This window comes from Brevundimonas sp. UBA7506, assembly GCF_002479495.1.
GTDB lineage: Bacteria > Pseudomonadota > Alphaproteobacteria > Caulobacterales > Caulobacteraceae > Brevundimonas.
Genome location: NZ_DLNQ01000005.1, coordinates 898543 through 912317 on the forward strand (window position 1 = coordinate 898543; position 13775 = coordinate 912317).

Consider the following 13775-nt stretch of genomic DNA (forward strand, 5'->3'; position numbering starts at 1 on the left):
CCGACGCGGCCTTAGCCCCCGCCCAGCGCCACGGCGACGTGATAGACGATGAAGGCCGCCAGATAGGCCAGCCCGAACAGATAGCCGACCATGATCATGGTCCACTTCATCGAGCCGGTCTCGCGACGAACCACGCCGAGGGTCGGCAGGCATTGCGGCGCGAAGACGTACCAGGCCAGGAAGGCCAGACCCGTAGCCAGCGACCAGTCGGCCGACAGGACCGAGGCCAGGGCGCCGACGTTCTCTTCGGCGCCGGCGATCGAATAGACCGTGCCGAGCACCGCCACGGCGACCTCGCGCGCGGCCATGCCGGGGACCAGGGCCACCACCATCTGCCAGCTGAAGCCGATGGGGGCGAAGATGGGCTCCAGAGCCTTGCCGATCATGCCGGCGAAGGAATAGTCGATGGCCGGTCCCGTCGCCCCTTCGGGCGGATAGGGGAAGGTCGACAGAGCCCAGACGATGACCATCAGCGGCAGGATGATCTTGCCCGCGCGGCGAATGAAGATCTTGGCGCGCAGCCACAGATTGAACAGGACGCTCTTGATGTCGGGGATCTTGTAGGCCGGCAGCTCCATCATGAAGGGCTCGACGGCGCCGCGCCAGAAGACCCGGCGGATCACCAGCGAGACCAGAAGCGCACTGACGATGCCCGCCGCATAGAGGCCGAACATCACCAACCCCTGCAGGCTGGCCCAGCCCCAGACGGTCTCGTTGGGGATAAAGGCGGCGATGATCAGGGTGTAGACGGGAATCCGCGCCGAGCAGGTCATCAGCGGCGCGATCAGGATGGTGGTCAAGCGGTCGCGTTTCGCCTCGATCACCCGCGTGGCCATGATGCCGGGAATGGCGCAGGCGAAGCTGGACAGCAGGGGGATGAAGGCGCGGCCGTGCAGCCCCGCCCCGCCCATGATCTTGTCCATCAGGAAGGCCGCGCGGGCCATGTAGCCGAAGTCTTCCAGCACGATGATGAACAGGAAGATGATCAGGATCTGCGGCAGGAAGACCAGGACGCTGCCGACCCCGCCGATCAGACCGTCCACGATCAGACTCTGCACCAGGCCGGTGAAGCCCTGATCCGGCAGGACCGTGGCCACCCATCCGCCAACCAGGGCGAAGAAGGCCTCGATGCCGTCCATCGCGGGCGTGGCCCAGGTGAAGACCGCCTGGAACATGACGAACAGGATGGCCAGGAGAATGGCCAGACCGGCGATGGGGTGCAGCAGGACGCTGTCGATCTTGCCGGTCAAGGTGTCGGGCCGCTCGGGCGGGCGCACGCAAGCCTTCATGATGCGCTCGGCCTCGCGGTGGGCGTCGCGGATTTCGGCGGCGGACGGGGCGTGCCACTCGCTGCGGGTCTCGCCCACGGCCTGATCGGCCTGAGCCTGCGCGGCGGCGACCAGCTCGGCGATGCCGCGCTTGCGCGTCGCCACCGTCGTGACCACGGGCGCGCCAATCTCGGCCGACAGCTTTTCAAGGTCGATGCGCAGGCCTTGACGCTGGGCGATGTCGAACATGTTGAGGGCCAGCACCATCGGGCGACCGACCTGTTTCAACTCCAGCGCCAGACGCAGCACCAGACGCAGGTTGGTGGCGTCAGCGACGCAGACCACCACGTCCGGCGGGGTCTCGCCCGGCAGGGCGCCGAGCACGGCGTCGCGGGTTACCTCCTCGTCCAGACTGCGGGCGCGCAGGGAATAGGTGCCCGGCAGGTCCAGCACCGACAGAGTGCGGCCGTCGGCGGCGTGGATGCGCCCCTCCTTCCGCTCGACGGTGACGCCGGCGTAGTTGGCGACCTTCTGATGCGAGCCGGTCAGAGCATTGAACAAGGCGGTCTTGCCGCTGTTGGGGTTGCCGACCAGAGCGATGCGGGCAGTACGAACGGCCATATCCATCAGGCGTTTCCTCTATCCAGACGGATGGTCAGACTGGCCGCCTCATGCCGGCGCAAGGCCACGCGCATGTCGTCCACCTTCATCGCGATGGGATCGCGACCGAACAGGCCCTCGTGCAGCAACTCGACGCGCGCACCCTCGACGAAGCCCAGTTCCAAAAGGCGACGCTCCAGCTCGATCTCGTGGTCCTGATGGTGGCAATGCGTGCCGACCTGAACGATGACGCCGCGATCGCCGCGTCGGGCCTGGCTAAGTTTGATGGTGTCGGTCATGGCGCTCATTACGACGGCGCCCGGCGCCGCTCACTTAAGTTGACAGTGATTATCAGCTGCGAACCGTTCGCGTCCAGTAACGATAACCGGCGCCGTTGCGACCAATCGCCCATCGGCTATCAAGAGCGACTGGCCTATGGAGTTCGCCATGCGCACCAACCTTCTTCTTTCCGCAGCCCTGACCGCCTCGTTCGCCTTGGCCGCCTGCGGCGACAACGCCGCGCCCGCCGCGGATGCGACGCCCAAGGCTCCGCCGCCGCCCGCGCCGACCGAGGCGGAGAAGGTCGCCATGCTGGCCGCCCTGCCCGCGCCCTACAATGCCGGCGACCTGGAGAACGGCCGTCGAGCCTTCGCCCGTTGCCGCTCCTGCCACACCATCACGCCGGGCGGCCCGAACATGGCGGGGCCGAACCTGTACGGCGTCTTCGGGCGACAGGCCGGAGCCATGGACAAGTACAGCTACTCGCACGCCCTGCGCACGGCGGGCTTCGCCTGGGACGCCGACAAGCTGGATCACTGGCTGGAGAACCCCAGGACCTTCCTGCCCGGCAACAAGATGACCTTCGCTGGCCTGCGCGACGCCACGGACCGCCGCGACGTCATCGCCTTCCTGAAGGTCGAGACCGGCTATGCCCCGGAAACGGCGAAGGCCGCCGCTGCCGCGACGGCCCCCGCTTCATGACCCTTGGACGCCGGGCGGATCAGCCCGGCGTCATGTCCGGCGTCTTGCCGTCGGCGATCTCCTGGGCTTCCCACTCCTCGATCTTGCGAGCGGTGTATTCCGGCGACTTGGTGAAGCGCGCCAGGACGCCGTAGATCACCGGCACCACGAACAGGGTCAGGATGGTGGCGAAGATCGCCCCCGTGAAGATGACCACGCCGATGGTCTGACGGCTGCCCGCGCCCGCACCTTGCCAAAGCACCAGCGGCAGGGCGCCGAAGGCAGTGGCGATCGAGGTCATGATGATCGGGCGCAGGCGCAAGCTGGAGGACTCGATGATGGCCTCACGGATGCTCCGCCCCTGATCGCGCAGTTGATTGGCGAACTCAACGATCAGGATGCCGTTCTTGGCCGCCACCCCGATCAGGATGATCAGGCCGATCTGGCTGTAGATGTTCAGGCTGGAGCCCGCCATCAACAGACCGAACAGACCGCCCGCCGCCGCCAGAGGCACGGTCAGCATGATGACCGCGGGGGTGATCCAGCTCTCGAACTGAGCCGCCAGAACCAGGAAGACCAGCAGCAAGGCCAGACCGAAGGCCCAGCCCACGGCGCTGCCCGCCTCCTGCTGATCGCGGGCCGCGCCGCCCCACCGGATCGTGACGGCGCCCTGCGGCTGCTTGGCCACTTCGGCGTTCAGGAAGGCGACCGCGTCGTCGATGGTGGTGCCGGGGTTCAGATCGGCCGAAAGCGTGATGGCGCGCTGGCGATCCAGACGTCGGCGATCGGGCGTGTCGCCGGAGGTCTTGGTGGTGACCACCGCCGACAGCGGCACCAGCTGGCCCGCGCCGGTGGAGACGTAAAGAGCCTCCAGATCGGTCACGCCTCGCCGGTTGTCGCGGTCGGTCTGCAGGATGACGTCGTACTCCTGACCACCCTTGATGTAGGTGGTGGCGCGGCGCGAGCCGAACATGGTTTCCAGCGCGCGGCCGATCTGCTGCGACGAGACGCCCAGGGCGGCGGCCTTCTGCGGATCGACGTCGACCAGCAGACGCGGCGCGTTGGGCTCATAGTTCAGGCGCGGTCGCGAGAGGCCGGGGTTTTCCTGCGCCGCGGCCAGGATGGGCTGCAGCCAGTCGTAGATCGGGCCGTATTCGGCGCCCGTCACAATCATCTCGACCGAGTTGGAGTTGCCGCCGCCGCGCTGGAAGGCGCCGGGGGTCGAGGCGTTGACCTGGGCGTCCGTCTGGCCCCGCAGCTTGCCGTTCAGCTCCTGGGCGATCTCGTCAGCCGAACGGGTGCGCTGGGACCAGTCGGCCAGGTTCAGAACCCCGTTTCCAGAGTTGTAGCTGCCGCCGCCGAAACCGGGCGACGAGATCAGGTAGTTGGCGGCTTCGCCGCTGTCGCGGTACTCGGCCAGGATCGGCTCCAGCCCCAGCATGATCTTGCGGGTGTAGTCGAAGCCAGCGCCTTCGGGCCCCTGGACCCGGATCTGGACACGGCCGCGATCCTCGTTCGGCACCAGCTCATTGGGCAGAACCAGGAAGATGCCGCCCGCGCCCGCCGCCACCAGGACGATCAGGCCGATGACCCCGCCCACGGCGGCGCGACGGCCCAGCAGGGCGTTCAGCGAGTTGGCGTAGGAGTGCTTCAGCGCCTCCATGGCCCGGTCGACGCGACGGGCCAGCCAGCCGCCGGTCTGGGCCGGCTTCAGGATCTTGGACGCCAGCATCGGCGACAGGCTCAGCGCAAGGAAGGCCGAGAAGGCCACGGCCGCGGCGATGGCCGCCGCCAGTTCGACGAACAGACGACCGACGTAGCCCGGCAGGAACAGCAGGGGCGCGAACACCGACAGCAGCACCACGGTCGTCGCCACGACAGCGAAGAAGACCTGACGCGCGCCGCGCTCGGCGGCCACCAGCGGCGGCTCGCCGTGGTCCAGACGGCGCTGGATGTTCTCGACCACGACGATGGCGTCATCGACCACCAGGCCGATGGCCAGCACCAGAGCCAGCAAGGTCAGCAGGTTCAGCGAGAAGCCGAGCGGCGCCAGGACGATGAAGGTCGCCAGCAAGCAAATGGGCGCCACCACCGACGGGATGATCGCGGCGCGCAGGCTGCCCAGGAAGATGAAGTTGACCAGGGCCACCAGGGCCATCGAGATGCCGATGGTGATCCAGACCTCGTCAATGGCGTGCGAGGTGAAGACCGAGTTGTCGGACCCGACTTCAAGCGTGGTGCCGGGCGGCAGGGTCGGCTTGATCTGCTCCATCAGGGCGCGCGCGCCGTCCGAGATCTGCAGGTCGTTGGACTGGGCCTGACGGGTGACCGCCAGACCGATCTGGTCGATGCCGTTGCCGCGGAACAGGCGACGCGCCTCGGCGGGGGCCTCCTCGATCCGGGCGATGTCGCCCAGGCGCGTGACATAGGCCGCACTGCCCAGCAGGGCGCCGGTCACGCCGTTGGTCATGGCGGCGGACGCCGCGCCGAGCGTGCCGGACGCCTGGGCGCCGGTGGCCGTCGAGGCCGAGCCGCGCGTGCCGATAGGCAACTGGGCGAAGTCGGCGGGCCGCGCATAGGTGCGGGCCACGCGGACGGTGTAGTCCTTCTGGGTCGACTCCAGCGAACCGGCGGGCAGTTCGACGTTCTGGTTGGTCAGGGCGGTTTCGACGTCAGCGACGGTCAGGCCGCGCGCGGCCATGGCGGCGGCGTCCAGCCAGATGCGCATGGCGTAGCGCTGCTCGCCGAAGATGTTGACCTGTGCCACGCCCGGCACGGTGGCGAAGCGGTCCACCAGATAGCGGTCGGCGTAATCCGTCAGTTCCAGACGGTTCATCGTCGTGGAGCGCAGGAACATGATCATGATCGGCTGGCTGTCGGAGTCGGCCTTGGCCACTTCCGGCGGGTCCGCCTGATCCGGCAGACGCCCCTGAACGCGCGAGACGCGGTCGCGCACGTCGTTGGCGGCGTCGTCGATGTTGCGGTCCAGCGAGAACTCGATGTTGACGTTCGAACGACCGTCGCGGCTGGTCGAGTTGATGCGCTCAACGCCCTGGATGCCGGCGATCTGTTGCTCGATCGGCTCTGTGATCCGGCTTTCGATCACCTCGGCCGAGGCGCCCGCGTAGCTGGTGCTGACCGAGACGATGGGCGGATCGACGTCCGGCAGTTCGCGCACCGGCAGGAAGAAGAAGGCCGCCAGGCCGATGACGCACAAAACGATGGCCGCCACCGCCGCGAAGACGGGGCGCCGGACCGAAACATCAGAGAGCATCATCAGCGCGCCGCCTGAGCTGCGCGCGCGCCGCCCTTCTTGTCGCCGCCCCCGCCGACCGTGACGGGCGCGCCCGGCTGGATGCGGTTCAGGCCCGAAGCCACCACGCGGTCATTGTTGTCCAGACCCGACAGGATCTCGACAAAGCCGCCCTCGACGGCGCCGGTCTGCACCTCGACACGCTGAGCGGTCGTGCCCTTCTCGCCGCGCGCGATGCGATAGACGAAGGCGCCCTGGCCCTCGTACTGCACGGCGGCCTCGGGCACCGAGAGGCTTTGACGACGGCCCTGCTGCACGGCCACGCGCATCATCATGCCGGGACGGATGCGGGCGCCCGGATTGGCGAACTCGGCGCGGGCGATGACGGCGCGGGTCTGTTCATTGACGCGCGTATCCAGCAGGGCGATGCGGCCGTTGAAGCTCTCGCCGGCATAGGCGTCGGCCGTGGCGATCAGAGGAGTGCCGACCTGAAGCACGCCCAGATAGCGTTCGGGCAGGGGGAAATCGACGCGGATGGCGCTGGTGTCGTCCAGGGTGGTGATGACCGATCCGGGCGAGATCAAGGTCCCCGGCGTCACCGTCGTCAAACCCAGAACCCCGGCGAAGGGCGCGCGCAGCACACGGTCGCCGCGACGGGCTTCCGACGCCGCGACGGCGGCGCGGGCGCTCTGCAGGGCGGTTTCGGCCTGCTCGGCGGTGACGCGCGGGGCCACGCCGCGCTCGGCCAGAATCTTGAAGCGGTCGTATTCGCGCTGGGCCTGGGCCAGCTGGGCCCGCGCCTGGATCAGGTCGGCGTCTTCCTCGCGCGCCTGCAGTTCGACCAGTGGGGCGCCCGCCGCGACCCGCTGGCCGTCCACGAACATGACGCGCGTGATCAGCTCGGTCGTATTGGAGGTGATGTTGACCGAGCGCTTGCTGCGGGCCACGCCCAGGACCCGGATCTGGTCGGCGAACTCGCGCGGGGTTGCGACGGCCTCGGCCACCGCCTGACCGCGCCCGCCGCCAGGGCCGCCCCGACCGGGACCGCCCGCGCCGCCCTTGTTGTCGTCAGCGAGGGTGATCTTCAGCACCGCCGCCAGGACCATGAGCCCCACCAGACAGGCCGCCGCGATGATGAAAAAATGGCGTTTGAACACGCGACGCAGTCTCCCCGACAACAAGCGGTCCCGCTTAGCGGGTCATGGCCGTTACGCAAATAAAGTATCTGTAACGTGGAGGGGTTTGGTTTCCGTCGCGGCAAATTGCGTCAGAAGCGACGCCAAACGCTGATGATCGGACCTCTGGCGACGGGCGTTTCCCGCCCCGCGACAGCTTGTCGCCATCCGCCCTGAAGGCTCCAGGCTCCGAAGTGACGAACGGCCGAGACCTCGACGGACAGCCAGCGCGCGCCCTCGCCGTCTGTCGCGCCGCCGAACCCCTGCGCCATCAGCATCCAGTCGTCATTGAGATGCGCCCCCGCCGTCAGATCGACCCGAACCTCGTCAGGCAAGCCTTGACGCCAGCGTCGCGCCACCTGCGCCTCTGCGAAGCCGCGCCGAGGCGCCCAGCGGCGACCGTCGGAATGCCAGGAGCGCCCGACCAGCCCCCGCAGCTCCCAATCGCTGTCGCCCGCGCCCGGCGCTGCATAGCCGGCGTTGCGGCCGGCCCCGCCCTGGGCATAGCCGGCATAGACGGCCACAACCTTGTCGTCGTCACGGTAGGCCTGCCACCGGGCGCCGATCTCGACCGGCCCACGCCCGTCATACCGAACAAAGGCGTCCTGTCCTTGCTGCCACTCGCCCTTGACCTGCAGGGTCAACCGCTCGGTCAGGCCATACTCGGCCAGCAGCGACGCCGAACGATCCTTGCGCTCGACCGGCAGCCGGACCGTGCCGCCGGGGACAAAGCCTCGATCGGCGCGCATTTCCTCGTACTTCAGGATGGTCTGCCCCTGCCCCTTCGGCAGAGCCCAGCTTCCCGCCAAGGCCGACGACGACGCCCCCGCCGTCGCCAACCCGATCAGCAGCCCCCCGACCGCCTTCACACGTCGTAGCCCGGCGATTTTCGTTCCAGCTGACGCAGGGCGCCCGGCCAGGCGAGGGAAGAAACAAAGCCGATGCCTCGCCCCTGATCCTTGGTCTCGGCCTGCGCCGCGTCCGGAGCGATCAGCACCTGCTCACGTCCGCCCGACAGGGCCGCCACCTGCTGGGCGCAGGCCCGCTCCAGGAAGAAGATACCCACCCAGGCCTGGGCCGCCGTCTCGCCCACCGCCAGGGTGCCGTGGTTGCGCAGCAGCATCAGCGGCTTGTCGCCCAGATCCGCCACCAGCCGCTCGCGCTCGTCATGGTTCAGCGCCAGACCTTCGTAACCGTGATAGGCCACCTGATGCTGCAGCAAGCAGGCGTTCTGGCTGATCGGTAGCAGGCCGTCCTTCTGCGCCGCCACGCCCACGCCGTTCACCGTGTGCAGGTGGATGACGAACTTGGCGTCTTCGCGTGCCGCGTGGACCGCCGAGTGAATGGTGAAGCCGGCCGGATTGATGAAGCTGGTCGTCTCCTGGACGATATTGCCGTCAAGATCGACCTTCACCAGGGAAGAGGCTGTAATTTCATCGAAATACCAGCCGTAGGGGTTGATCAGGAAGTGGTGTTCAGGCCCCGGCACGCGGGCCGAGATGTGGGTGAAGATCATGTCGTCCCACCCGTGCAGAGCGACCAGCCGATACAGAGCGGCCAGTTCCACCCGCGCCTGCCACTCGGCCTCCGACACCCGCGACTTAAGCGACGACGCCGATCCGTCCGCCATGACGACCTCCCTTATCATTGTTCGGTTGAACCTCGCGCCGCTCCGGCGTGACGTCAAGCGACCGGCGTTCGCCCCGGAAGGTTTTCGTTAACCCTGTTTTCACGCCGTCAGGATGACTATGCCGCGCGGCCCGGGCGGCCGTCTTTCGATGCGCGGAGCCGCCAGTGTCCACAGTCGTTCCGCTAGACCCGGACAAGCCCTCCCAAGCCGTGCCGCTGGCGGGCCTGAGCCAGTTGCTGGATCTGGCCAAGACTCGGTCGCCAGACGATCAGCATCGCCTGCTGATGGGGGTGGCGGGCCTTTATGAATCCGCCGCCGACCACGGCGGCGCGCCCGACGCCCTGGCCGACATCTTCATCGCCCTGACCCGAAAGGCCGAACGCGAGATCCGTCAGGTTCTGGCGCAACGGCTGGCCAAGGTCGACTGGGCGCCCGCCGCCCTGGTGCGGATGCTGGCCGCCGACGAGATCGAGATCGCCCGTCCGGTGATCGCAGGCAGCCCCCTGTTGCTCGATGACGACCTGTTGCAACTGCTGGCCGATTGCTCGATCGAGCATCAGATTCAGGTGGCCCTTCGCCCCGATCTCGGCGCCGCCGTAGCCCGCGCCATCGTCGCGGGGGCCGATCCGGCCGTGATGACCGCCCTGGCCAGCAATCGCAGCGCTCGGATTGATCCCGCCGTTTTCGCCGATCTGGTCGAAAGGTCCCGCCAGCTGGCCGCCCTGCGCGCGCCGTTGACCCGCCACCCATCGCTGAATGAAGACCTGGCGCTGCGCCTTTACGAGTGGGTCGGCGACGCCCTGCGTCAGGCGATCGGCGACCGCTTCAGCCTGGACCCCGCCCGGCTGACCGAGGCGCTCCAGAGCGCGGCCCAGACCACAGCCCAGACCACGGCCCAGGCCACGGCTCGCGACACGGCCGTCGCCTGGGAAGCCGCATCCGCCGACCAAACGGACGCCCGACTGGTGGCCAAGCTGCACGCGGCCGGTCAGTTGCGCCCCGCCTATCTGATCCGGGCCCTGCGTGAGGAAAAGCTGGGAGTCTTTGCTCACGGCCTGGCCGTGCTGGGGCGCTTCGAGATCGCCCAGATCCGTCGGGCGCTGGCCGGCGACACAGCCCGCCCGCTCTTCCTGGCCTGCATCGCGGTGGGACTGGATCGGGCCGCCTTCCCCGCGCTTCTGACCGAAATCCGCAAGCTGAACGGAGGCTTCCCGCGTGATCCCGATGCCTCGGCCTGGCGGCTGGCGGACCGCTCGGCGGATCAAGCCGCCTACGAATTCCGCCTGCTGATGGCGGAACTGGGCGGCGCTTCCGTTTGACACGGGCCCCTTGCTCCGCTTGCCTAGCACTGTGAACAAGACCGCTCCCCTCGCCCTGACCTTCGTCGCCAGCGACCGCCCCGAAGCCGAGGCGGCGCGCGAACGGCTGAGCGAACGCTACGGCTCGGTTCCGGTGGCCGAGGCCGATGTCATCATCGCCCTGGGCGGCGACGGCTTCATGCTGGAGACCCTGCACAACAACCTGCAGCTCCGTACGCCGGTTTACGGCATGAACCGGGGCTCGGTCGGCTTCCTGATGAACGACTATGAGGAGGACGACCTGCAGGAGCGCCTGGCCGGCGCCGACCGGACCGTCATCCACCCCCTGCAGATGGACGCCTGGGTCGAAAGCGGCGAAGTCCACAGCGGCCTGGCCATCAACGAGGTCTCCCTGCTGCGTCAGACGCGTCAGACCGCCAAGCTGCGCGTCAGCATCAACGACAAGGTGCGGCTTGAGGAGTTGAGCTGCGACGGCTGCATGGTGGCCACGCCCGCCGGCTCGACCGCCTACAACCTGTCGGCACATGGTCCGATCATCCCGCTGGACGCGCCCAGCCTGGCCCTGACGCCGATCAGCGCCTTCCGCCCCCGGCGCTGGCGCGGCGCCCTGCTGTCGCACACAGCCCGCGTTCGCTTCGAGGTGCTGGAGCCCGACAAGCGCCCGGTCAGCGCCACCGCTGACAACTTCGAAGTCCGCCGCGTCACACGGGTCGAGGTCCGCGAGCGCCGTGACATCAGCCTGACCATGCTGTTCGACGCCGGACGCTCGTTCGAGGAGCGCGTCATGGCCGAACAGTTCGCCAGCTGAAACGTCACGGGATTTTAAGCCTCCGCCCCTAGGCTCTCCGCCAAGAGTTCAGGAGCCGTCACGTGAGCAATCCTCCCCAGGTCATTCGCCCGCCCCACCCGCTGCGCGCCAAGGTCGGCGGATTCGGCGGCATCGACGCCGACGCCATCGCCAAGGCCGAGGCCGCGCTCAAGGCCATGTCGGCCCAGTTCGGCCAGTGGCTGAACGACGAGGTCGTCAAGCTGGATCAGGCCCAGGCCGACATCCGCGCCAAGGGCTATACGTCGGAAACCGCCGAGGCCCTGTATTTCCGCGCCCATGATCTGAAAGGCCTGGGCGCCACCTATCAATACCCGCTGGTGACCCGGATCGCCGGCTCCCTGTGCCGGATGATGGACGACGCCGACAAGCGGATGCAGGCGCCGACCGCCATTCTGGACGCCCACGTCGACGCCATCCGCGCCGTGGTCCGCGACGAAATCCAGACGGACGATCATCCGGTGGGCCGCGACCTGGCCGAAGCCCTGGAAGCCCGCGTCGCCGAACATCTGGCCTGAGGCCCGCTCACAGCCACAATAAAAGGCGCCGCCGATGTCGGGGCGCCTTTTTTCATGGGCGATGGCCTGGATCAGGCCGCGCTGACCGCCGCCTCCGCGCCCGGCGCCGCCGGACGATCCAGGCGCTCCATCAGATAGGTCAGATCGTCGCGCGAGGCGTTGGGCCGCTGGCTCAGGAAGCGCTCCAGCATGCGCTGGCGAAAGGCGTCGCTGGCGGTGTCGCCGCCCTCAGCCTGCAGGGCGCGCCAGGTGTCGACCCCGGCGCGGAAGGCCTGGAACAGACGCGGCGGCAAGCCAGCCCGGTCATAGATGGCCTTGAGCCCCAGCGGCCCGGCGTCGTGCACCATCAGCCAGGCGCGATGATGCGGCGTGCCCGCCAACTCGGCCAGGGCGTGCTCGAACAGGGCCATCTGTCCGCGAGCCAGCGCCCGCAGCAGCAGGGAGGCGTTCAGAACCTTGCGCGCGTTCAGCCCGGCGACGAAGGCCGGCAGGTCGTTGCTGACCCGCGCCTGATCGACCAGATCGACCGTCGCCCGTTCGCGCGTGAACTGGGCGAACTGGATGGCGGTTTCAGGGGCCACGGCATGACGCGTCACCAGATGCTCGCGCACGGCGTCGCTGGCCAGGGCCACCAGGCGTTCCGTCACGGACAGGGGCAGAACCTGACGGTAGGCGATGGCGGACACGACCTCGGACGCCTGACCGAAGCGGTCAATGACCACGCCCAGGGCGGCCTCGGAAAGGTCGGCGTTATCATTCGAAGCCAGAATCTGCACCGCCGAGCGGCAACCCTCGGCCGCCAGGACCGTGGCCACGTCGCGCGGCACGCGCCCGCGAGAGGCGACGGCGTTCTGGCGCACGACCGAGCCGGCGCGAATGATCTCGATCAGGTCGTCGTCGGTGAACGCCGGCGAACTGGCGATGATGGGCAGGGCCACGCTGTCTGCATCGGCGGCGAGGCGGCGCGCCACCTCGCGCGGCATCTGGTCCGACGCCTTGAGCGTGACGGCCATGGCGCGACGAACCAGTTCGGCGGCGTCATTGGCCAGAACGCCCAGAATTTTTTGAGCCGCCGCCCGATCGGCGTCGTCCATCTGCATCCGGTCGATGCTGCGGCACAGCTTGTGCGCCGCCGCGGCGCGGTCGTCTTCGGCATCCGATTTGATCAGGCGCCGGATATCGCTTTCCGTCAGTCGGGCGCGGTAGGCGGTCATGCGGGAGCTCGTAAGCTAGGCGGCGGGCGAAGAATCAATCGTCACGCTTAGCGTTACATAGTTAACGCCTTATTAGGAATGAGGCGAAACCACGTTCTTTTACGCCGCCGTCTCCGAGGGCGGCGCGAAAGCCCCGCCGAAGCCGCTGCTCTTGCCGCCCTGACCGTCCTGTCCCAGCAGCAAGGCCAAGAGGCTCTGGTCCTGCTTCAGGCGATCCAGACGCGCGGCCAGCATGCGGTCCCTTTCGCTCAGGTCCGGCACGGCGTTCTTCGGACCCGAGCCGACGCCCGCCGCCGGAGCGCCCTCGCCCGCCGTGCGCTGCAGGTTGGCGTGAACCTCGGCCACCGTGGCGTGGCGGCCGTTGCGATAGAAGATCGAACGATTGGCCGACGCCGCTTCGGGGAACAAGGACGCGGCGCTGGCGCCCGGTCGCGCCTGCATGGCCTCCATCAGCTTGGCGGCGCCCGCCGGGCCGAGGAAGTGGGCCGCGTAGAGATCGCCCGCGCCCGGCTCCTGCCCCGTGCGGCCGCGCAGATAGGCGGCGTTGGAGGCCGTCAGCTCCGCCGCCATGGTCGAGGCGGCCTGAGGATCGAACCGCAGGTCCAGCACCACGTTGCGGGCCGAGCCCTGCACTCGCCAGCGCCCGTCATCGCCGCGATGGATCAGGTCGGCGTACTGACCGTAACCGTGCTTGGCGCCGTGCTGCTTCACCGTGGCCAGCCAGGTCTGCTCGATGAACTGGAACAGACCCGAGGCCGAGGAGGTCGGAGCCCGCGCGGACGGGTTCATCGCGCTTTCGCGGCGCGCCGTCTTCATCAGGAAATCGAAGTCCACGCCGGTCGTGCTGGACGCACGCCGGATGGCCGCCTCAACCCCGCCAGATGATGGAATCGCTCCTACGCTCATATGGTTGACGGTCGCTAACTAAGGTTAACGAAAACCTAACCGCCCAAGCGCCGCAATAAAGCCGCAAGCCGAGCGCGACCATTGTTCCGTGGGCGCTGGGGAGGGC

General features: G+C 68.3%; 12 protein-coding genes. 4 read left to right on the forward strand and 8 right to left on the reverse strand.

Annotated features, from left to right (window positions below):
- Positions 1–11: 11 nt before the first annotated feature.
- Positions 12–1895: a ferrous iron transporter B gene (gene feoB / locus B3K53_RS06325; RefSeq protein ID WP_292083286.1), complete on the reverse strand. Its 1884-nt coding sequence runs from the start codon at positions 1893–1895 to the stop codon at positions 12–14.
- Complete coding sequence (locus tag B3K53_RS06330; protein ID WP_292083287.1) at positions 1895–2167, reverse strand: FeoA family protein; 273 nt, start codon at positions 2165–2167, stop codon at positions 1895–1897. Before B3K53_RS06330 ends, feoB begins: the two co-directional genes overlap by 1 nt.
- Positions 2168–2315: 148 nt before the next feature.
- On the opposite strand from B3K53_RS06330, the gene B3K53_RS06335 reads away from it, so the two are divergent.
- Positions 2316–2849: a c-type cytochrome gene (locus B3K53_RS06335; protein ID WP_292083288.1), complete on the forward strand. Its 534-nt coding sequence runs from the start codon at positions 2316–2318 to the stop codon at positions 2847–2849.
- A gap of 19 nt (positions 2850–2868) precedes the next feature.
- Here B3K53_RS06335 and B3K53_RS06340 read toward each other — a convergent pair whose 3' ends face one another.
- The 4 genes from B3K53_RS06340 to B3K53_RS06355 form a co-directional block, all read right to left on the reverse strand.
- Positions 2869–6102, reverse strand: a complete 3234-nt coding sequence (locus tag B3K53_RS06340; RefSeq protein WP_292083378.1) for an efflux RND transporter permease subunit — start codon at positions 6100–6102, stop codon at positions 2869–2871.
- Positions 6103–6104: 2 nt separating this feature from the next.
- Positions 6105–7238, reverse strand: coding sequence for an efflux RND transporter periplasmic adaptor subunit (locus B3K53_RS06345; protein ID WP_292083289.1), 1134 nt, complete (start codon positions 7236–7238; stop codon positions 6105–6107).
- 110 nt (positions 7239–7348) lie between these two features.
- A complete protein-coding gene (locus B3K53_RS06350; RefSeq protein WP_292083290.1) occupies positions 7349–8125 on the reverse strand; it encodes a hypothetical protein in 777 nt (258 codons plus the stop codon).
- Complete coding sequence (locus B3K53_RS06355) at positions 8122–8886, reverse strand: class II aldolase/adducin family protein (protein ID WP_292083292.1); 765 nt, start codon at positions 8884–8886, stop codon at positions 8122–8124. The genes B3K53_RS06350 and B3K53_RS06355 overlap by 4 nt, the downstream gene beginning before the upstream one ends.
- Positions 8887–9050: 164 nt before the next feature.
- Between B3K53_RS06355 and B3K53_RS06360 the strand changes: the two genes are divergently transcribed.
- From B3K53_RS06360 to B3K53_RS06370, 3 genes are all read left to right on the forward strand, one after another.
- The gene (locus tag B3K53_RS06360) at positions 9051–10205 is read left to right on the forward strand and encodes a DUF2336 domain-containing protein (RefSeq protein WP_292083293.1); all 1155 of its coding nucleotides are present in this window, start codon (positions 9051–9053) and stop codon (positions 10203–10205) included.
- Between the two features lie 31 nt (positions 10206–10236).
- Positions 10237–11013 carry an NAD kinase gene (locus B3K53_RS06365; RefSeq protein ID WP_292083295.1) on the forward strand — a complete coding sequence of 259 codons (777 nt, stop codon included), beginning with the start codon at positions 10237–10239 and terminating at the stop codon, positions 11011–11013.
- A 62-nt stretch (positions 11014–11075) separates the two neighbouring features.
- Positions 11076–11549, forward strand: coding sequence for an Hpt domain-containing protein (locus tag B3K53_RS06370; protein WP_292083296.1), 474 nt, complete (start codon positions 11076–11078; stop codon positions 11547–11549).
- A gap of 71 nt (positions 11550–11620) precedes the next feature.
- On the opposite strand, the gene B3K53_RS06375 is transcribed toward B3K53_RS06370, so the two are convergent.
- Positions 11621–12763: a DUF2336 domain-containing protein gene (locus tag B3K53_RS06375; protein WP_292083297.1), complete on the reverse strand. Its 1143-nt coding sequence runs from the start codon at positions 12761–12763 to the stop codon at positions 11621–11623.
- A 99-nt stretch (positions 12764–12862) separates the two neighbouring features.
- Positions 12863–13669, reverse strand: coding sequence for a transglycosylase SLT domain-containing protein (locus tag B3K53_RS06380; protein WP_292083298.1), 807 nt, complete (start codon positions 13667–13669; stop codon positions 12863–12865).
- Positions 13670–13775: the final 106 nt, after the last annotated feature.